This window comes from Streptomyces sp. CNT360 (assembly GCF_000424785.1).
Genome location: NZ_AUKO01000012.1, coordinates 85,617 through 103,854, shown reverse-complemented (window position 1 = coordinate 103,854; position 18,238 = coordinate 85,617). Strand labels below are relative to the sequence as shown.

General features: G+C 71.8%; 16 protein-coding genes. 7 read left to right on the top strand and 9 right to left on the bottom strand.

Translation table 11 applies throughout. The annotated features are described in order from the left end of the window. The 4 genes from uraD to H297_RS0113465 all read right to left on the bottom strand — a co-directional run bounded on the left by uraD (nucleotide 1) and on the right by H297_RS0113465 (nucleotide 2,767). A complete protein-coding gene (gene uraD, locus H297_RS41550) occupies nucleotides 1–999 on the bottom strand; it encodes a 2-oxo-4-hydroxy-4-carboxy-5-ureidoimidazoline decarboxylase (protein ID WP_078514019.1) in 999 nt (332 codons plus the stop codon). A gap of 185 nt (nucleotides 1,000–1,184) precedes the next feature. Continuing rightward, a complete protein-coding gene (locus H297_RS0113475) occupies nucleotides 1,185–1,568 on the bottom strand; it encodes a helix-turn-helix domain-containing protein (RefSeq protein WP_027737484.1) in 384 nt (127 codons plus the stop codon). After that, nucleotides 1,568–1,822, bottom strand: coding sequence for a hypothetical protein (locus tag H297_RS0113470; protein WP_078514017.1), 255 nt, complete (start codon nucleotides 1,820–1,822; stop codon nucleotides 1,568–1,570). Before H297_RS0113470 ends, H297_RS0113475 begins: the two co-directional genes overlap by 1 nt. Nucleotides 1,823–1,861: 39 nt before the next feature. Then, a complete protein-coding gene (locus tag H297_RS0113465; RefSeq protein WP_027737482.1) occupies nucleotides 1,862–2,767 on the bottom strand; it encodes a Scr1 family TA system antitoxin-like transcriptional regulator in 906 nt (301 codons plus the stop codon). A gap of 475 nt (nucleotides 2,768–3,242) precedes the next feature. Here H297_RS0113465 and H297_RS0113460 point away from each other — a divergent pair, with 475 nt between their 5' ends. The 3 genes from H297_RS0113460 (at nucleotide 3,243) to gcl (ending at nucleotide 6,983) form a co-directional block, all read left to right on the top strand. Next, nucleotides 3,243–4,061, top strand: coding sequence for a TIM barrel protein (locus tag H297_RS0113460; RefSeq protein ID WP_027737481.1), 819 nt, complete (start codon nucleotides 3,243–3,245; stop codon nucleotides 4,059–4,061). Between the two features lie 59 nt (nucleotides 4,062–4,120). Continuing rightward, the gene (locus H297_RS0113455) at nucleotides 4,121–5,053 is read left to right on the top strand and encodes a 2-hydroxy-3-oxopropionate reductase (protein ID WP_486589518.1); all 933 of its coding nucleotides are present in this window, start codon (nucleotides 4,121–4,123) and stop codon (nucleotides 5,051–5,053) included. Nucleotides 5,054–5,204: 151 nt separating this feature from the next. After that, entirely contained in the window at nucleotides 5,205–6,983 is a 1,779-nt protein-coding gene (gcl, locus tag H297_RS0113450; RefSeq protein WP_199787193.1) for a glyoxylate carboligase, read from the top strand. Nucleotides 6,984–7,020: 37 nt separating this feature from the next. Here gcl and H297_RS43215 read toward each other — a convergent pair whose 3' ends face one another. Continuing rightward, the gene (locus H297_RS43215; protein WP_158693672.1) at nucleotides 7,021–7,383 is read right to left on the bottom strand and encodes a hypothetical protein; all 363 of its coding nucleotides are present in this window, start codon (nucleotides 7,381–7,383) and stop codon (nucleotides 7,021–7,023) included. A gap of 238 nt (nucleotides 7,384–7,621) precedes the next feature. Here H297_RS43215 and H297_RS0113440 point away from each other — a divergent pair, with 238 nt between their 5' ends. Further along, nucleotides 7,622–9,094: a catalase gene (locus H297_RS0113440; RefSeq protein WP_027737477.1), complete on the top strand. Its 1,473-nt coding sequence runs from the start codon at nucleotides 7,622–7,624 to the stop codon at nucleotides 9,092–9,094. A 288-nt stretch (nucleotides 9,095–9,382) separates the two neighbouring features. Next, nucleotides 9,383–10,093 carry a hypothetical protein gene (locus H297_RS0113435; RefSeq protein WP_027737476.1) on the top strand — a complete coding sequence of 237 codons (711 nt, stop codon included), beginning with the start codon at nucleotides 9,383–9,385 and terminating at the stop codon, nucleotides 10,091–10,093. Between the two features lie 34 nt (nucleotides 10,094–10,127). Here the strand turns inward: H297_RS0113435 and H297_RS0113430 are convergent, their stop codons facing one another. Continuing rightward, the gene (locus tag H297_RS0113430; protein ID WP_027737475.1) at nucleotides 10,128–11,813 is read right to left on the bottom strand and encodes an AMP-binding protein; all 1,686 of its coding nucleotides are present in this window, start codon (nucleotides 11,811–11,813) and stop codon (nucleotides 10,128–10,130) included. Between the two features lie 125 nt (nucleotides 11,814–11,938). Here H297_RS0113430 and H297_RS0113425 point away from each other — a divergent pair, with 125 nt between their 5' ends. Further along, the gene (locus tag H297_RS0113425) at nucleotides 11,939–12,961 is read left to right on the top strand and encodes an endonuclease/exonuclease/phosphatase family protein (protein ID WP_027737474.1); all 1,023 of its coding nucleotides are present in this window, start codon (nucleotides 11,939–11,941) and stop codon (nucleotides 12,959–12,961) included. A 23-nt stretch (nucleotides 12,962–12,984) separates the two neighbouring features. On the opposite strand, the gene H297_RS0113420 is transcribed toward H297_RS0113425, so the two are convergent. The 3 genes from H297_RS0113420 to H297_RS0113410 form a co-directional block, all read right to left on the bottom strand. Continuing rightward, on the bottom strand, nucleotides 12,985–14,142 hold the full coding sequence (locus H297_RS0113420) for an XdhC/CoxI family protein (RefSeq protein WP_027737473.1): 1,158 nt from the start codon (nucleotides 14,140–14,142) through the stop codon (nucleotides 12,985–12,987). Between the two features lie 107 nt (nucleotides 14,143–14,249). Continuing rightward, nucleotides 14,250–15,731: an NCS2 family permease gene (locus H297_RS0113415; protein ID WP_027737472.1), complete on the bottom strand. Its 1,482-nt coding sequence runs from the start codon at nucleotides 15,729–15,731 to the stop codon at nucleotides 14,250–14,252. A gap of 217 nt (nucleotides 15,732–15,948) precedes the next feature. Then, complete coding sequence (locus H297_RS0113410; protein WP_027737471.1) at nucleotides 15,949–16,224, bottom strand: hypothetical protein; 276 nt, start codon at nucleotides 16,222–16,224, stop codon at nucleotides 15,949–15,951. A gap of 263 nt (nucleotides 16,225–16,487) precedes the next feature. Here H297_RS0113410 and H297_RS0113405 point away from each other — a divergent pair, with 263 nt between their 5' ends. Further along, nucleotides 16,488–18,209 carry a PucR family transcriptional regulator gene (locus tag H297_RS0113405; protein ID WP_027737470.1) on the top strand — a complete coding sequence of 574 codons (1,722 nt, stop codon included), beginning with the start codon at nucleotides 16,488–16,490 and terminating at the stop codon, nucleotides 18,207–18,209. Nucleotides 18,210–18,238: the final 29 nt, after the last annotated feature.

The window sequence follows — 18,238 nt, the reverse complement described above, 5'->3', positions numbered from 1 at the left end:
TCAGCTCCCTCGGTACACGGAGTAGCCGAACGGGTTGAGCAGCAGCGGCACGTGGTAGTGCTCGCCCGGGTCGACCGCGAACACGATGGTCACCTCGGGAAAGAAGCTGCCTGGTGCGCTGTCCCTTACGCGGGGGGCGTCCTGCTGTTCCGCGGCTTCGCGCTGGCTGCGCGGATTCGAACTGTGCTGCGCCACGCTGTGGTGGTCCGCACTGTGCTGTGCCACGAAGTACGGCTCCGTCTCGAAGACGAGCCGCACGTGCGTGGTGCCTTCCGGCAGCGCCGGAAAGTCCTTGCAGCGCCCGTCGGCGTCGGTCTGCGACGCCCCGTGCGCGGCCCATGCGGCCTGTCCGTCACCCTGGCGCACGAAGAGCCGCACGCCCACCCCGGCGGCCGGGCGGCCGCGGCTGGTGTCCAGGATGTGCGTGGACACCGAAGTGCTCGTCGCGTCGCTCATGCCGTGGGGACTCTCCCCCAGCCTCCGGCCGGGGGTGCCCCCATCCTCCGTGAGGCGGGTCAGGCGCAGTCGGTTGATCTTCGCCAGCTCCTGCCGCACGGTCTCCCGCTCCTGTTGCGGGGTGTTCTCGATCCGATGACGAACGGCGTCCCGCATCTCCTGGGCACTTCTGCCCGTGGCGCAGATGAGGAACACGTGCCCGAACTTCTCCTGGTAGGCCAGGTTGAGTTCGAGCATCTCGGCCTTGAGATCCTCGGAGGCGCCGGCCATGCCGCGCTGCTCGCGCGCCGAGGTCGGGTCTCCGGGCCTGGGCCGGCCGATGGGCGGGTGCCCGGACATGGCCTCGTCGAGCCCTGCGTCGGTGAGGGCTTCGGTGGCCTCGTCACTCGCCGCGAAGAGGGCCTCGGCGCTGTCGTACGGGCGCCGGGCGAGCAGCGCGCTCGCCCAGCTTCCGGCGGCGCACACGTCGTGGAGTGCGGCGCGCGCCTCGGTGTCCTTGGCGGAGTTGAGCCAGGTGAGACCTGGCGTCGAACGCGAAGTCACGGGACCTCCGTGGCCGTGGTGCTGTTCGGGCTGGGAACAGCTAAGTCCTCCGGCAACACGACGTCAACAGTTTGTTGAAGTCTTTTCATCATCCCGAAAACAAAAACCCGCCATGCGGAAGTGCATGGCGGGCCGGTCCACGCCGGCCGCGTCCGGGAGCTCGACGCCCCCGCAGCCGGCGGCCGTCAGTCCGAGCGGCCGTTGTCCCTGTTGAGGTAGTTGTACACGGTGAAGCGTGAGACGCCCAGAGCGCCGGCCACCGTCTCCACCCCGTGCCGGACCGAGAAGGCGCCCCGGGTCTCCAGGATGCGGACCACCGACTGCTTGGTCCTGCGGTCCAGCTGGGCGAGCGGCACCCCGTGCCGCCGCTCCAGCTCGGTCAGGATGTGATCGAGGGAGTCCGAGAGATGCGGCAGCCGCACGGCCACCACGTCCTCCCCCTCCCAGGAGAGGACCACGTCGTCCCCCTGCGCCTGGTGCGGCGCCACCATCGACCCGCCCATGGCGTCCACCAGCGGCTTGACCGCCACGACGAACGGATGCCCCGCGGCGTGCGGCTCCTCCCCCATCAGCCCTCGTCCTCCCCCACCACGTTGACCTGCAGGGAGACCCGGGTCGCTCCCGCCCCCAGCGAGCGGCGCAGCAGCTCGGTCACGGCGTCCAGCACCTGCTCGGCGGAGCCCTCCGCGGTGTTCCCGAAGGGGCCGACGTCCACGGCATCGAGTGCCGCACCCTGGACGACCTCCCGGGCCACGACAGCGTGCTCCGGCGCCTCGTCGAGGTCGAAGGGCTCGGTCGTGAACTCCACACGCAAGCGTTTCATGGACCACACACTACCGACGCCGGGGCGGCCCCCCGCGGGTCAGCGCAGCTCTTGGAGGAGTCCCTCGATGAAGGAGACCGTCTCGCCCGGTGAGTAGGCCTCCGCACACAGCCGGTCCATGATCAGCGTGTACTGGTCGATCTCGGCGGGCTTGTCGAGGTAGACCGCGTTGGTCAGGTGCTCCAGGTACACCTTGTCCGGCAGGTCGGGGTCGGCGAACCGCAGCAGCGTCACGGGCGTACCGGCGGCCGCCGCCGTGACCGCGAAGGGCGCCACCTGGAGCGTGATGTGCGGCAACCGCACCATCGCCAGCAGGTGTTCGAGCTGCTCGCGCATCACCTCGGGACCGCCGAACGGGCGGCGCACCACCGCCTCGTCGACCACGGCCCACAGGTGCGGCGAGTCCGCACGCTCCAGCAGCTTCTGGCGCGCCATCCTCAGGGCGACGATCCGCGCCACCTTGCGGGGCTCGGCCGTGGGATAGCCGAGGAGGCTGACCGCGTGCGCGTACTCCTCGGTCTGCAGCAGGCCGGGCAGGAACTGGACCTCGTACGTGCGGATCATGGAGGCCGCGTCCTCCAGGCCGAGGTGCAGCTCGAACCAGTCCTCCAGCACGTCGGAGTACTGGTGCCACCAGCCGGGAGAGTTGGCCTGCCGGGCGAAGTCGAAGAACTCCTCGCGCTGTTCGACGTCGTGGACACCGTAGAGCGTCAGAAGATCCCGCAGATCGCGCTCCTTGGCGCCGACCTGACCGCGTTCCAGCCGGATGATCTTGGCGTGGGAGCCGCGGATGGCACGCCCTGCCTCCTCCCGGGAGATGTCCAGCGACTGGCGCAGCCTGCGCAGCTTGACGCCCAGGATGATCCGCAGCGCGGTCGGACCGTTGGGCTGGTCCTGGACCACTCGACGCGACGGCTCACCGGACGGCTGGATCATGGCGGACATTCCGACTCCCAAGGGTGACTGGGCGGTCACAACAGTGTGGCACCTGCGCACCGGTCCGGTACAGGCACCGGGAGAATACGTGCCGCACCGGCTCGGCGTCCGCCGCGACGCCTCCCATACTCCCTCACGACGAACCCCGCAACCACCCTCCCGGACACGGTAGTTGCCCCGGCGGATCGCCGACGCCCCGCTCATCCGGCACGGGGAGCTCACCCCGGGCCGGAAACCGCCTCACCGCGGCGCACCGGCACCCGCGAGACCTGCGGAGCCCGTGACGTTCCGCCGCGCTCCTCGGCGCGTAGCGGCCCCGGGCCCCGTCGGACGACGGGAGAGCCCGGCCCCTTCGTCGACGGCGACTCTTGACAGGACTGTCCGTCGGAGAGCAATCTTCCAGTGAGCAGAATACGAGTTTCACGATACGAAATTCTATGACCGGCTCACCGGACGACACCCCAAGGAAGGGAGGGCGGTCGCAGTGGTCTCCTCGGACCGGTTCACCGTCAACGCCTCGATCCTCTTCACCGAGCTCCCCTTGCTGGAGCGCCCGGCGGCCGCCGCTGCCGCGGGCTTCGACAAGATCGAGCTGTGGTGGCCCTGGGTCGACGCCCCCGTGCCCGACCCCGCGGAGCTCGACGCGCTGCGCAGCGCCATCGAGGACGCAGGCGTCCAGCTCACCGGGCTGAACTTCTACGCGGGGCAGCTCCCCGGCCCCGACCGGGGCGCCCTGTCCATCCCCGGCGAGGAGTCGGCGAAGTTCCGCGCCAACCTCCCGGTGGCCGCCGACTTCGCCCGGTCGCTGGGCTGCAAGGCCTTCAACGCCCTCTACGGCAACCGCGTCGAGGGGGCCACCGCCCAGCAGCAGGACGAACTCGCGCTGGAGAACCTCGTGCTGGCGGCGCGGGAGGCGGACCGGGTCGGCGCCGTGCTGCTGATCGAGGCGCTCAACGCGCCCGAGTCGCCCAAGTGCCCGCTGGTGAGCGCGCCGAGGGCGATCGAGACCGTCGACAAGGTGAACGAGGCGAGCGGGCTGGGCAACGCACAGTTCCTGATGGACCTCTACCACCTGTCCATGAACGGGGAGGACCTGGCGAGCGTCATCGACAGCTGCACCGCCAGGACCGGGCACGTGCAGATCGCCGACAACCCGGGCCGCGGCGCGCCGGGCACCGGCTCCCTCGACTTCGACGAGCTCTTCGGCCGGCTCGACAAGGCCGGTTACGACGGCCTGATCGGGCTGGAGTACAAGCCCGGCGACAACGGCAGCGCGGCCTCCTTCGGGTGGCTGGGCAAGTAATCGCCCTCCCCGGACACGGTCCGGGACAGTGCCCCCGGCGCGGGGCGGGCAACGACAGGATCTGCGAAAGGCAAGCAGTCATGGCTCACACGGCCGGCAACACCAGGATCGGCTTCATCGGTCTGGGCATCATGGGCGCCCCCATGGCGCGCAACCTGCTCAAGGCGGGTTACGACGTCACGGCGTACACGCTGGAGGCCGAGAAGGTCGAGCAGTTCGCCAAGGACGGCGGCAAGGGCGCGTCCTCCATCGCGGAGGCCGTCGGGGACGCCGACGTCGTGATCACGATGGTTCCGGCCTCCCCGCAGGTCGAGGCCGTCGTCCTGCACGAGGGCGGCGTCCTGGAGAACATCCGCGAGGGCGGCCTGATCATCGACATGTCCTCGATCACCCCGCAGACCTCCATCGAGGTCGCCGCGGCTGCCAAGGCCAAGGGGGTGCGCGCCCTCGACGCCCCGGTCTCCGGCGGCGAGGCCGGCGCGATCGAGGCCGTGCTCTCCATCATGGTCGGTGGTGAGCAGGAGGACTTCGAGGCGGCGAAGCCGATCCTGGACGTGCTCGGCAAGACGATCGTGCTGTGCGGCCCGGCCGGCTCGGGCCAGACCGTGAAGGCCGCCAACCAGCTCATCGTCGCCGTCAACATCGAGGCCGTCGCCGAGGCCGTGGTCTTCCTCAAGAAGTCCGGCGTGGACCTGAAGGCCGCCCTCGACGTGCTCAACGGCGGGCTGGCCGGCTCCACCGTGCTGACCCGCAAGAAGGACAGCATCCTGGCCGGCGACTACCGGCCCGGCTTCAAGATCGACCTGCACCACAAGGACATGGGCATCGTCACCGACGCGGCCCGCGCCGTCGGCGCCGCCGTGCCCGCCGGCGCGCTGGTCGCCCAGCTGGTCGCCGCGCTGCGTGCGCAGGGCGACGGCGGGCTCGACCACTCGGCGCTGGTGCGCAGCGTCAAGCGGCTGTCGGGGGAGAACCCCGACGGCGCCAACTGAGGAACGCCCCAGCCGGGTCACCCCGGACACCCCTCCCGGTTCCTGACCTGCGGGCCTTCACCCACCGACTCCGGGCGGCGGCGTCGACACTGTCCTGTCGCGCCCAGGCGCCGCCGCCCGGGTACCACCTGCACCGAACCAGGAGAGTTCGATGGCTCGTATGACCGCTGCCCGTGCGGCAGTTGAGATCCTCAAGCGTGAGGGTGTGGATGTCGCGTTCGGCGTACCGGGTGCGGCGATCAACCCGTTCTACGCCGCCCTGCGTGCCGCCGGCGGCATCGAGCACACGCTCGCCCGCCACGTCGAGGGCGCCTCGCACATGGCCGAGGGCTACACCCGTACCGCGCCCGGCAACATCGGGGTGTGCATCGGCACCTCGGGGCCGGCCGGCACCGACATGATCACCGGCCTCTACTCGGCCATCGGTGACTCCGTCCCGATCCTGTGCATCACCGGACAGGCGCCGGTCGCGGTGATCGAGAAGGAGGACTTCCAGGCCGTCGACATCGCCTCCATCGCGGCCCCCGTCACCAAGAAGGCGACCACCGTCAAGGAGGCCGCGCAGGTTCCGGGTGTCTTCCAGGAGGCGTTCCACCTGATGCGCTCGGGCCGCCCGGGCCCGGTCCTGATCGACCTGCCGATCGACGTCCAGCAGACCGAGATCGAGTTCGACCCGGACACCTACGAGCCGCTGGTCCCGCACAAGCCGGCCGCGAGCCGCAGGCAGGTCGAGAAGGCCATGGACATGCTGGCCGAGGCCGAGCGGCCGCTGATCGTGGCGGGCGGCGGCATCATCAACGCCGACGCGTCCGACCTGCTGGTCGAGTTCGCCGAACTGACCGGCATCCCCGTCGTGCCGACCCTGATGGGCTGGGGCGCGATCGGTGACGACCACGCGCTGCACGCCGGCATGGTCGGCCTGCAGACCTCGCACCGGTACGGCAACTCCACCTTCCTGGAGTCCGACTTCGTCCTGGGCATCGGCAACCGCTGGGCCAACCGCCACACCGGTGCGCTGGCCACCTACACCGAGGGCCGCACGTTCGTCCACGTGGACATCGAGCCGACCCAGATCGGCAAGATCTTCGCGCCGGACTACGGCATCGTCTCCGACGCGCACGCCGCGCTGGCCCTCTTCGTCGAGGTCGCCAAGGAGCGCAAGGCCGCCGGGCAGCTCAAGGATCTGGCCAAGTGGGCGGACACCACCCGGCAGCGCAAGGGTGAGCTGCAGCGCCGTACCCACTTCGACGACGTTCCGCTCAAGCCGCAGCGCGTCTACGAGGAGATGAACCGGGCCTTCGGCCCCGAGACGCGTTACGTGTCCACCATCGGCCTCTCGCAGATCGCGGGCGCGCAGTTCCTGCACGTCTACCGGCCGCGGCACTGGATCAACTGCGGCCAGGCGGGCCCGCTGGGCTGGACGGTGCCGGCCGCGCTCGGTGTCGCCAAGGCGGACCCGGAGGCGAGCGTCGTGGCGCTGTCGGGCGACTACGACTTCCAGTTCATGATCGAGGAACTGGCGGTCGGCGCGCAGCATCACATCCCGTACGTGCACGTGCTGGTCAACAACTCCTACCTGGGCCTGATCCGCCAGGCGCAGCGCGGCTTCGACATGGACTTCCAGGTGAACCTGGAGTTCGACAACATCAACGCCCCGGAGCTGGGCGGCTACGGCGTCGACCACGTCAAGGTCGCCGAGGGCCTGGGCTGCAAGGCGCTCCGCGTCACCGAGCCGGACAAGCTGCTGTCCGCCTTCGAGGAGGCCAAGAAGATCGCGGCCGAGCACCGGGTGCCCGTGGTGGTGGAGGCGATCCTGGAGCGGATCACCAACATCTCGATGAGCGGCAGCGACATCGCCTCGGTCAACGAGTTCGAGGAGCTGGCCGTCGAGGCGGCACACGCCCCCACGGCCACCGTGCCGCTGGGCTGAGCCCCTGCCCGCCGTACCCGCTGGCGGTCCCGCTCCCTCACCGCGAGGGGGCGGGGCCGAACGCGTCCGGCCTCTCCGGCCGCTCCGGGCGGCGCAGGAAGGTGAGCAGACCCGCACAGCCCTGGGCCCGGGAGCACGGGTTCTCCTGGTGCTCGGTGTCGAACAGGGCGGGCGCCTCGTCGGACGACCAGTACGACGAGGGCGTCCACGAGATGGCCCGCTCCTTGCTGCGCCGCAGCATCGGCCCCACGTGGGCGGTGCAGCAGTGCGGGGGCGTCGGGAGCGCGGGCGGCCACCAGCAGTCGGACAGGGAGGTCCCGGGTGCGGCCGGGAGGGATGCGGCCTCGCGCGGCGTGAACTGGTGACAGCAGTTCCATGGTTCCTCCCGTGCATGCGTCATGTTCCCTGAACACGCGCGGTCAGGACGTGCGTACGTCGCACCCCGGGGCAGACGTGGGTGGCCGGTGGGGCCGGACAGGACCCGGGGTGCGGCTGATTCCCGCCGCACCGGAACGGCGTGCCGGGGGTTCCCCTCGTGCCGAACTTTCAACAAACTGTTGACTCACCCCTGCACCCTCCCTACGCTCCATGATGCGGAAACTGTTTTCCGCAAATCACGTGCCCCAGGAAGGTCGTCCATGTCGAAGTCGTCGAAGCCCACGCTGACCACCGAGGCGGGTGCGCCCGTCGCCGACAACCAGAACTCCACCTCCGCCGGCATCGGTGGCCCGCTCCTGCTCCAGGACCAGCACCTGCTGGAGAAGCTCGCCCGGTTCAACCGCGAGCGCATCCCGGAGCGCGTGGTGCACGCCCGCGGCTCCGGCGCCTACGGCTACTTCGAGGTGACGGACGACGTCACGGCCTACACCCGCGCCCACTTCCTCGGTGAGGTCGGCCGCCGCACCGAGGCGTTCGCCCGCTTCTCCACCGTCGCCGACAACCTCGGCGGCCCCGACGCGGCCCGCGACCCGCGCGGCTTCGCCCTCAAGTTCTACACCGAGGAGGGCAACTACGACCTCGTCGGCAACAACACCCCGGTCTTCTTCATCAAGGACCCGCTGAAGTTCCCCGACTTCATCCACTCCCAGAAGCGCGACCCCTTCACCGGCAAGCAGGAGCCGGACAACGTCTGGGACTTCTGGGCCCACTCCCCCGAGGCCACCCACCAGGTCACCTGGCTGATGGGCGACCGCGGCATCCCCGCGTCCTACCGCCACATGAACGGTTACGGCTCGCACACCTACCAGTGGACGAACGCGGAGGGCGAGGTCTTCTTCGTCAAGTACCACTTCAAGACGAACCAGGGCATCCGCTGCCTGTCCTCCGATCAGGGCGCCGAGGTGTCGGGCACCGACCCCAACAGCCACCAGACCGACCTGCTCCAGTCGATCGAGCGCGGCGTCTGCCCGTCCTGGACGCTGTACGTCCAGGTCATGCCCGCCGCGGAGGCGGCCGACTACCGCTTCAACCCGTTCGACCTGACGAAGGTGTGGCCGCACAAGGACTACCCGCTGCAGCGGGTGGGCCGCCTGGTGCTGGACCGCAACCCGGACAACGTCTTCGCCGAGGTCGAGCAGTCGGCGTTCTCACCCAACAACTTCGTGCCCGGCATCGGCCCCTCGCCGGACAAGATGCTGCAGGGCCGGCTGTTCTCCTACGCGGACGCGCACCGCTACCGGCTGGGCGTCAACCACACCCAGCTCGCGGTCAACGCGCCCAAGGGCGTGCCGACGGGCGCCGCCAACTACGGCCGGGACGGTCTGATGGCCACCAACGCCTACGACCGCCACGCCAAGAACTACGAGCCCAACTCCTACGGCGGCCCCGTCGAGACCGGCGCCCCGCTGTCCGCGCCGCTGGCGGTGACCGGCCACTGGGGCACCCACGAGGCACCCCAGCACGCCAAGGACGACGACTTCTTCCAGGCCGGCGAGCTCTACCGGCTGATGTCCGAGGAGGAGAAGGGCCGGCTGATCGCCAACATCGCGGGCGGCCTCTCGCAGGTCTCCCGTGAGGACGTCGTGGAGAAGAACATCGCCCACTTCGCCGCCGCCGACCCCGAGTACGGCAAGCGCGTGGAGGAGGCGGTCCGCGAGCTGCGGGAGAGCTGACTGACGCGCTCCGCGCGAGCCGCACCATGAGCGGCGTACCGGGCTGATTGGGAGGTCGGCCCGTGCGCGCCCCCGTGCGGGACGGTCCGGTTGATGAGGGGTGGCCGTCCCGCGCGGGGGCATCTTCTTGCCATTTCCGGCCATCCTTTCGCACACCGGCCCCTCCCCGGCATCCGCCCCTTCGGAAAACCCGCCCCATCGGAGACGATTGGGGTGCGCGCGGGTCACGGCGTACGACCGTGCCCGCCGCACCAGGACCGCCTCACGACCTGTGCTGGAGCCCGAACGATGGCTGAACACGTGCTGGTGCGCTGCCCGGTGTGCCGTCGCGAGCACCGCTACAACGCGCCGGTCTACCCCTGTGGCTGCGGCTCGCCGGTGGAGCTGCCGCTGCCGCGGGCCACCGCGGCCACCCAGGTGCGGCACCGCACCTGGGCGGGCTCCTGGGTCTCCCTGCGCTGTGCGGCATGCGGGCGCGTGGACCAGTGGCCGCAGCCGGAGTTCGGCTGCGGCTGCGGCGCCACCCTGCGGGTGCCCGTGGCCCCGGCGCCCGCCTCCCCTCGCCCGGCCCCGGTGCGACCCCCCGCGGCGCGGCAGGCCACAGCACCGCCCGTGCCACGGCCGCCGTTCCGCCCCGTCACCATCCGCACGGCGTACGACGCGAGGAACGCCGCCGCGCAGTACCTGCGCTGGCTGGGCTTCGGGCAGGTACGCATGGCCGAGCGGACGCCCGCCTCCGGCGTGGACGTGCGCGGCACCGGGGTCGTCGCCCACGTCGACCCCTCCACCACGCCGGCCGGGGTGCGCGAGGTGGAGACCCTGTGGCTGACCGGCCTCAACGACGCGGCCGAGGCCGTCTGCTTCGCCCTCGCCGGGTACGTCCCCGAGGCCAGGACCCGCGCCGACGAGCTGTCCCTCCCCCTGTTCGTGCTCGACCTGACCGGTACCCCCAGCCCCGTCAACGACGCCGCCGGCCACCTGCTGCGCACTCCCCGCTAAGGGGCCAGCAGGGGCAGGCAGCAGGCAGGCGCCCTCAGCGTTCGCGGTACTCGGTCCCCGGACTTCCGCCCTCGCCTGCCGCGTGGGCGCGCAGCTCGACGCGGCGGATCTTCCCCGAGATGGTCTTGGGCAGCTCGGCGAACTCCACGACCCGCACCCGCTTGTAGGGGGCCAGTCGCTCCCGGCAGTGGGCGAACAGCGTCTGCGCGGTCTCCTCGTCGGCCGCGTGGCCCTGCGCGAGCACCACGTACGCCTTCGGCACCGCCAGCCGCACGGGGTCCGGTGAGGGCACGACGGCCGCCTCGGCGACGGCCTCGTGCTCCAGCAGGACGCTCTCCACCTCGAAGGGGGAGATCTTGTAGTCGCTGGCCTTGAAGACGTCGTCGGAGCGCCCCACGTACGTGAGATGACCGTCCGCGTCGCGGGCGCCGATGTCGCCGGTGCGGTAGTAGCCGCCGGCCATCGCCTCCGCGGTGCGCTCGGGGTCACCCCGGTACCCCCGCATCAGACCCACCGGGTCCCCGGCGAGGTCGAGGCAGATCTCGCCCTCCTCGACGCCCGCCTCGCCGGTGACGGGATCGACGAGCGTGACGTCGAAGCCGGGCGTGGGACGGCCCATCGAGCCGGGCTTGAGGGGCTGCCCCGGGGTGTTGGCGACCTGCACGGCGGTCTCGGTCTGCCCGAAGCCGTCGCGGATGGTCAGCCCCCACACGCGGCGCACGTGCTCGATGACCTCGGGGTTGAGGGGCTCTCCCGCCGCGACGACCTCGCGAGGGACGGCTTTCAGCGTCCCCAGGTCCGCCTGGATGAGCATCCGCCACACGGTGGGCGGGGCGCAGAAGCTGGTGACGCCGGCGCCCTCCATCTCGGCCAGGAGGCGGCCCGCGTCGAACCGGGTGTAGTTGTGGATGAAGATGGTCGCCTCGGCGTTCCAGGGCGCGAAGAAGTTGGACCAGGCGTGCTTGGCCCAGCCGGGCGAGGAGATGTTGAGGTGCACGTCGCCGGGGCGCAGGCCGATCCAGTACATGGTCGCCAGGTGGCCCACGGGGTAGGACACGTGGGTGTGCTCGACGAGTTTGGGCAGCGCCGTGGTGCCGGAGGTGAAGTACAGCAGCAGCGTGTCGTCGGCGCGGGTGACGCCCTGCGGATCGAAGCTGCGCCCTGCGGTGTTCGCGTCCTCGTAGGCGAGCCAGCCCGCGGCGGGCGTCCCCCCGCTGCCGACGGCGATCCGCGTGTAGGTGCCGGGTACCTCGTCGAACTTGCCGGTGTCGGCGGCGCGGACCACCACGTGGCGGGCCTCGCCGCGGGTGATGCGGTCGACCAGGTCGCGCGGGCCGAGCTGCGGGGTGGCGGGGATGACGACGGCACGCAGCTTCATCAGGGCGAGCAGGGTCTCCCACAGCTCGACCTGGTTGCCGAGCATCACGACGACGCGGTCGCCGGGTACCACCCCGCGCCCGCGCAGCCAGTTCGCGACCTGGTCGGAGCGGGCGCGCATCTGCGCGAAGGTGACGCGGCGTTCGGTGCCGTCCTCCTCGACGATGTGCAGGGCCGGACGGTCGTTGCCCTCGGCGATGTGGTCGAACCAGTCCAGCGCCCAGTTGAAGTACTCGGGCCGGGGCCAGGCGAAGGCGGCGCGGGCGGCCTCGTAGTCCGTCCGGTGCGCCAGCAGCGTGTCGCGGGCGGTGCGGAAGGCCTCGGTGGGCGTGGGCGGGATCATGTTCCCTCCTGGTCGGCGGGGGGCCGGGGTGCTGGGAGCCCATCGTGTACGTCCGGCCGCGCGCGCACCACCCCCGGGCGGGGGCTCACCCGGAACGTGACAGGAGGTGCGGCATCATCGGAGACGTGTACACGGGGGCGAGCACGGACAGACAGCGGGCAGCGGCGGCGGACGACGCTCCGGACGGCAGGCGTCGAGGTCCGCGGTATCCCTTTCTGGCGGCGCTGTGCGTGCTGATCCTGCTCGGCCTCTCGGTGCCGCTGGGGTTCCGCGCGGCCGACGAGGACGGGCCGACGCCGGTGCCGCAGTTGCTGGCGTTCCTGCCGTGGTTCCTGGTGCCCGCCTGGCTGGCGTTGCTGGGGGCGGCGCTGGCGCGGCGCTGGCTGCTGCTGGTGTGGGCGCTGGTGGTGCTGGCGGGCACAGGCTGGTTCCTGCGCCCGTACGGCCCACCGGCCCCCGACGGTGCGGCGGGCCTGGCCGGGAAGGCCCAGTTCCGGATCCTGACGGCGAATCTCCAGTACGGCGGGGCCACCGCGGACCTGGTGCGGACGGTGCAGCGGGAGCGCCCGCAGCTCGTCGCCGTCCAGGAGTGCAGCACGCGGTGCGCACGGGCGCTGGAGAGCCCCGCACTGCGCAAGGCGTACCCGCACCGGCGCGTGACGGGTGTGGACGGCAGCGCCCGGGGTTCGGCACTGCTGAGCGTCTACCCGCTGCACGACCGCTCACAGGTGCGCGGGCGGCTGTCGATGCCGGGCGCCGTCGCCGACGTGCACGGCGCGGAGGTCGCCCTCCAGGTGGCGCACCCGATGCCGCCCGAGGCGGGCCGCACGGCCGCCTGGCGCAGGGAGCTGGACCGACTGCGCGCGTACGCGGCGGCCCGCAGACTGCCGACGGTCGTCGCAGGCGACTTCAACTCCTCGCAGGACCACGCCGCTTTCCGTGCCGTGCTGGACACCGGGATGCACGACGCCTCCCGGCTGCTGGGCAACTCCCGCACACCGACGTGGCCCACCCGCACCACCCCGGTGCTGGGGGCGCAGATCGACCATGTGCTGCTGAGCGAGGAGATGGTCCCGGTGAGCGGCGAGTTCCTCGACCTGAAGGGCACCGACCACCGTGCGCTGCTGATGAACGTGAAGCTGCTGTGAGACCTGCGCCCCGTGCGGGCACCTCAGCCCGCCGCCCGGCCGCTTCCGCCCGTGAGCGAGGCGGGGTCCACCTCGTGGTGGATGGGGGTGTGGGCACCGTTGAGGGGTACGCCGGTGCCGCCCTGGCGTACCGCGACGATCTCCGCGGCCATGGACAGCGCCGTCTCCTCGGGGGTGCGGGCCCCCAGGTCGAGGCCGATGGGTGAGCGCAGCCGGGCGAGTTCGCGCTCGGTCAGCCCGATCCCGCGCAGCCGCTCCAGCCGGTCGAGGTGGGTGCGCCGGGAGCCCATGGCTCCCACGTAGGCGACCGGCAGCCGCAGGGCGCGTTCCAGCAGCGGTACGTCGAACTTGGCGTCGTGGGTGAGGACGCAGATGACGGTACGGGCGTCCAGTTCCTGCGTGGCGAGGTGACGGTGCGGCCAGTCGACGACGACCTCGTCGGCGTCGGGGAAGCGGCCCGCGGTGGCGAAGACGGGGCGCGCGTCGCACACGGTCACGTGGTAGCCGAGGAACTTGCCGATCCGCACCAGCGCCCCCGCGAAGTCGATGGCGCCGAAGACCAGCATCCGCGGCGGCGGCACGCTCGACTCGACCAGTACGGTCACCGGCTGCCCGCACATGCTGCCGTCGGCACCGACGGTCACGGTCGCCGTGCGGCCGGCCTCCAGCAGGGCGCGGGCCTCGGCGGCCGCGGTGGCGTCCAGGGCATCGGCCCCTCCCAGCGTCCCGTGCGGACGCCCGCCGGCGTCCAGCCACAGGGCGCCGCCCAGCAGCTCCTCGGGTCCGTCCACGAGGGTCACGAGCGCCGCGGTGCGGCCTGCCGCGGCCTCGGCAGCGGCCGCGGCGAAGGCCTCGCGCGCGGGGGTGGCGACGCGGGCCGGGGTGACCAGGATGTCGATGATGCCGCCGCAGGTGAGGCCGACGGCGAAGGCGTCCTCGTCGCTGTAGCCGAAGGTCTGGCGGGCACCGGCGCCCGTCTCCAGCGCCTCCTGGCACAGCTCGTAGACAGCGCCCTCGACGCAGCCGCCGCTCACGCTGCCGAGGGCCTCGCCGTCCGCGTCCACGGCGAGCGCCGCGCCCAGTGGCCGCGGGGCGCTGTTGCTGACGCCGACGACGGTGGCGACGGCGAAGTCACGGCCCTCCTCGCACCAGCGGTGCAGCTGTGCGGCGATGTCCAACATGCGCGTTCTCCTCGGCGGTCGTGCGGGCCTCGCACGCCTGGCGGGAGCGGGCACGGCCGAAGAGACCGCACCCGCTCCCGCCAGGCGTCAGACCGGCGGCCAGGCGGCTATTCCGCCCCCAGCCACTGCTCGATCGGGCTGAGCGCGAAGTAGGCCAGGAAGACGAATCCCAGCACCCACATCAACCATCCAGGTTCCCGGAACTTTCCCTGCACCGCCTTGATCAGGACATAGGAGATCACGCCCGCGCCGATGCCGGTGGTGATGGAGTAGGCGAACGGCATCAGAACCGTGGTCAGGAAGACGGGGATCGAGGTGGCCGGATCGGACCAGTCGATGTGCATGGCGTTGGTGATCATCATCGATCCGATGACGACCAGCGCGGCCGCCGCCACCTGCGGAGGGATCATCTGCGCGAGGGGCGTGAAGAACAGACAGAGCGCGAAGCCGAGGCCGGAGATCACGCTGGCGAACCCGGTGCGGGCGCCGTCACCGACGCCGGCCGTGGACTCCACGAACACGGTCTGCCCCGAGGCGCCGGCCAGACCGCCCATGACGCCGCCGGCACCGTCGATGGTCAGGGCCTTGGCCAGGCCGGGCATCCTGCCGTCCTTGTCCGCGAGGCCGGCCTGCTGGCCGATGCCGATGATGGTGCCGATCGCGTCGAAGAATCCGGCCAGCACCAGGGTGAAGACGATGACGCCCACGGAAATGGCGCCGACGTCCCCGAGGCCGTCGAACGAGACGGAGCCGAACAGGCCGAAGTCCGGCGAGCTGACCACCGAGCCGGGCAGCTCGGGGGCGTTGTGGCCGCCCCAGTCCTTCTTGGTGAGCCCGGCGAACTGGTGGATGAGCCCGGCGACGACGGTGCCGCCGACGATGCCGATCAGGATGGCGCCCGGGACCTTGCGCACCTGGAGGGCGAAGATCAGCAGCACGGTGACGGAGAAGCACAGCACCGGCCAGCCGGTGAGCACGTCGGAGGTGCCGAGCTGGATGGGCTTCACGCCGGGCAGCCCGCCGGGGCCGCCGGTGGAGGTGACGAAGCCCGCCTGCACCAGTCCGAGCAGGCACACGAACAGACCGATGCCCATCGTGATGGCGTGCTTCAGCGCCATGGGTATCGCGTTCATGATGAGCTCACGGAGCCCGGTGACCACCAGCAGGATGATCACGGCGCCGTAGATGATGCACATGGCCCAGGCGTTGCCCCAGGTCATCTCGGGCGCCACCTGTGTGGACATGACAGCCGAGACGCTCAGACCTGCCGCCATCGCCAGCGGCACGTTACCGATGAAGCCCATCACAAGGGTGGTCACCGCGGCCGCGAGCGCCGTCGCCGTGGTGACCGCTCCGCCGTCCAGCTTGTGCCCCGTCGCGTCGGGGACGGAGAGGATGACGGGGTTGAGCAGGACGATGTACGCCATCGCCATGAAGGTCGTGACACCGCCACGTATCTCCTGGCCGTAGGACGACCCGCGTTCGGAGATGTGGAAGTACCTGTCGAGCCACGAGCGCCCCGCGGGGATCCGGGACCCGGGACCCGCATCCTCCGGTGACGTCGTCGGCCCTACTGTGGACTGGGTCATTGTGCTGACTCCCAAGGTTCATAGGGACACCCCGGCGATCACCGAGGATTTGGGAAGCACGACCCGGGGGACGGCCCGCGTCCTGCCACTTTCGTATCCGGTCCCGCCCTTCCTGGTCACGGCACCGGAACGGACTGCGGGAGCCGCTGCGGAGCCGGGAAGCGGAGGTGAGGGGGCGTGCGCCCCGACTCGGGGAAGGGACGGTGCCGGGAGGGGGTCACACCCTTTCGGTACGCTCCGGTCGCCTCGGCACCCGCGGCAGCGCCATACGGGCCGCCGCCCGGAGCGCTTCCGTGCGGCCCCGGCCGTGGGGGCGGAACAGGCCGACGGGGTGCGGAGCCGGCGCGGGGCCCGGCGGTGGGGTGAGGGGCCGGTCCGCCGTCGAGCGGGGCACGGATCCGCCGAGCCGGACGGTCAGGTCGCCGTCCTCCCGCTCGCGCAGCTCACGGGCCCGGCCAGGGGTCCCGAGCGGGCCGGGGCGCAGAAGCTCCATGGTGTCTCTTCTCGGTGCTCGGTAGGGGATGCGGTCTCCAGGACGTGGGGATGGATCAGGGGGCCCCGGAGAAGATGTGCGGTCAGTACACCGACCCGTGGCCGTCCCTGTGCAGTAACCGAACACATGAAGCGTTTGGCTGGTCGACCATCCGGTCTTGTAGATTCAGACGAAAGCCGGGCACCGGTAACCTCACGGCCCCCCTTCCGGCCGCCTCGCACGGCACGGACACCACCGACACACGAACGGCAGGCGACGAGACGATGCGGCTGCGCGCCCTCCTGGAGAACCATGCGCTGGGGCTACGGCTCCTGGGCGGCGAGGACGAACTCGACCGCACGGTGCGCGGCGTCATGACCACCGACCTGCGCGACCCCAGCCGCTACCTGTCCGGCGGCGAACTGGTGCTCACCGGACTGGCCTGGCGGCACACCTCCGCGGACTCGGAACCGTTCGTGCAGATCCTGGCCTCGGCCGGGGTCGCGGGGCTGGCCGCGGGCGAGGCCGAGCTCGGCACCGTCCCCGAGGACCTGGTCACCGCCTGCGAACGGCACCGGCTGCCGCTGTTCGCCGTCACCGAATCCGTCGCCTTCGCCACCATCACCGAACACGTGGTGCGCCAGGTCTCCACCGAACGCGCCGGCGATCTGGCCGCCGTCGTGGACCGGCACCGGCGGCTGATGTCCTCCGGCCCGGCCGGCGGCGGCCCCGACGTGGTGCTCGACCTGCTCGGCTCCGACCTCGACCTGGCCGCCTGGGTGCTCTCCCCCACCGGCCGCCAGATCGCCCGCCCCACCGAGGGCCCCGGGCTGCCCGGCGAAACGGCCGCCCGGCTGGCGGGTGCCCACATGGCCGCCGTACGCGCCGGGCGGCGCAGCCCGCACCGCACGACCGACGAGGGGGCGGCCTACTCCCTCTTCTCCGTGCACCGCGGCACCGGCGACCCGCGCCGCACCGTGCTGTCCGACTGGCTGCTGGCCGTCGCCGCCGACACCGGCGACTGGCCGGCCGAACGCCTGGACCTGCTGCACGGAGTCACCCAGCTCATCGCCGTCGAACGGGACCGCCGCGACGCCTCCCGCACCGTGCGGCGCCGGCTGGCGCAGGAGGTGCTGGAGCTGGTGCAGACCGGTTCGCCGCCCTCGGAGATCGCCGCCCGGCTGCGCGTCGCCGCCCCCGTGCTGCTGCCCGGCCAGGACACCGCCCCCCACTGGCAGGTGATCGTGGCCCGCGTCGACTGGGAGGAACCCGACCCCGCCCGCGCCCTGGACGGCGGCGCCATCGCCCAGTCCCTGCTGGAGGAGCTGCTGATCGACCCGCGGGCGGTCGGCCCGGACGGCTCCGACCGCGTCGCCGTCGCCCACGTCGACGGAGAAGCGGTGGCGCTGGTCCCGCTGGCCGGCGGACCTGCGGAGGACGGTGGCACCGAGCCGGCCGCGACGGCGGCGGACGGCGAGCGGTCCGGCCCGGCCGCCGCCCGCGGCGGCGAGGGCCTGCACGCAGAAACCCTGCTGTCCACCGTCGACGAACCGCTCAGCCGCGCCCTGGCAGACGACGGGCGGCTCACCATCGGGGTGAGCGCCGCCGTGCACTCCGCCGAGGGGCTGCGCGGCGCGCTGGAGGAGGCCCGGCACGCCCGCCGGGTCGCCGCGGCCCGCCCCGGCGCCGTCCGCGCCGCCGGGCACCAGGAGCTGGCCTCGCACGTGCTGCTGCTCCCGTTCGTCCCCGACGACGTGCGGCGCGCCTTCACCGCCCGCCTGCTGGACCCGCTGCGCGAGTACGACCGCAAGCACCGCGCCGAGCTGGTACCCACCCTGGAGGCCTTCCTCTCCTCCGACGGCTCCTGGACCCGCTGCGCCTCCCGCCTCCACCTGCACGTCAACACGCTGCGCTACCGGGTCAGCCGTATCGAACAGCTCACCGGCCGGGACCTGTCCCGGCTGGAGGACAAGCTGGACTTCTTCCTGGCCCTGCGGATGAGCTGAGGCCCGGCACTCAGCCCACCCGGTCGCCG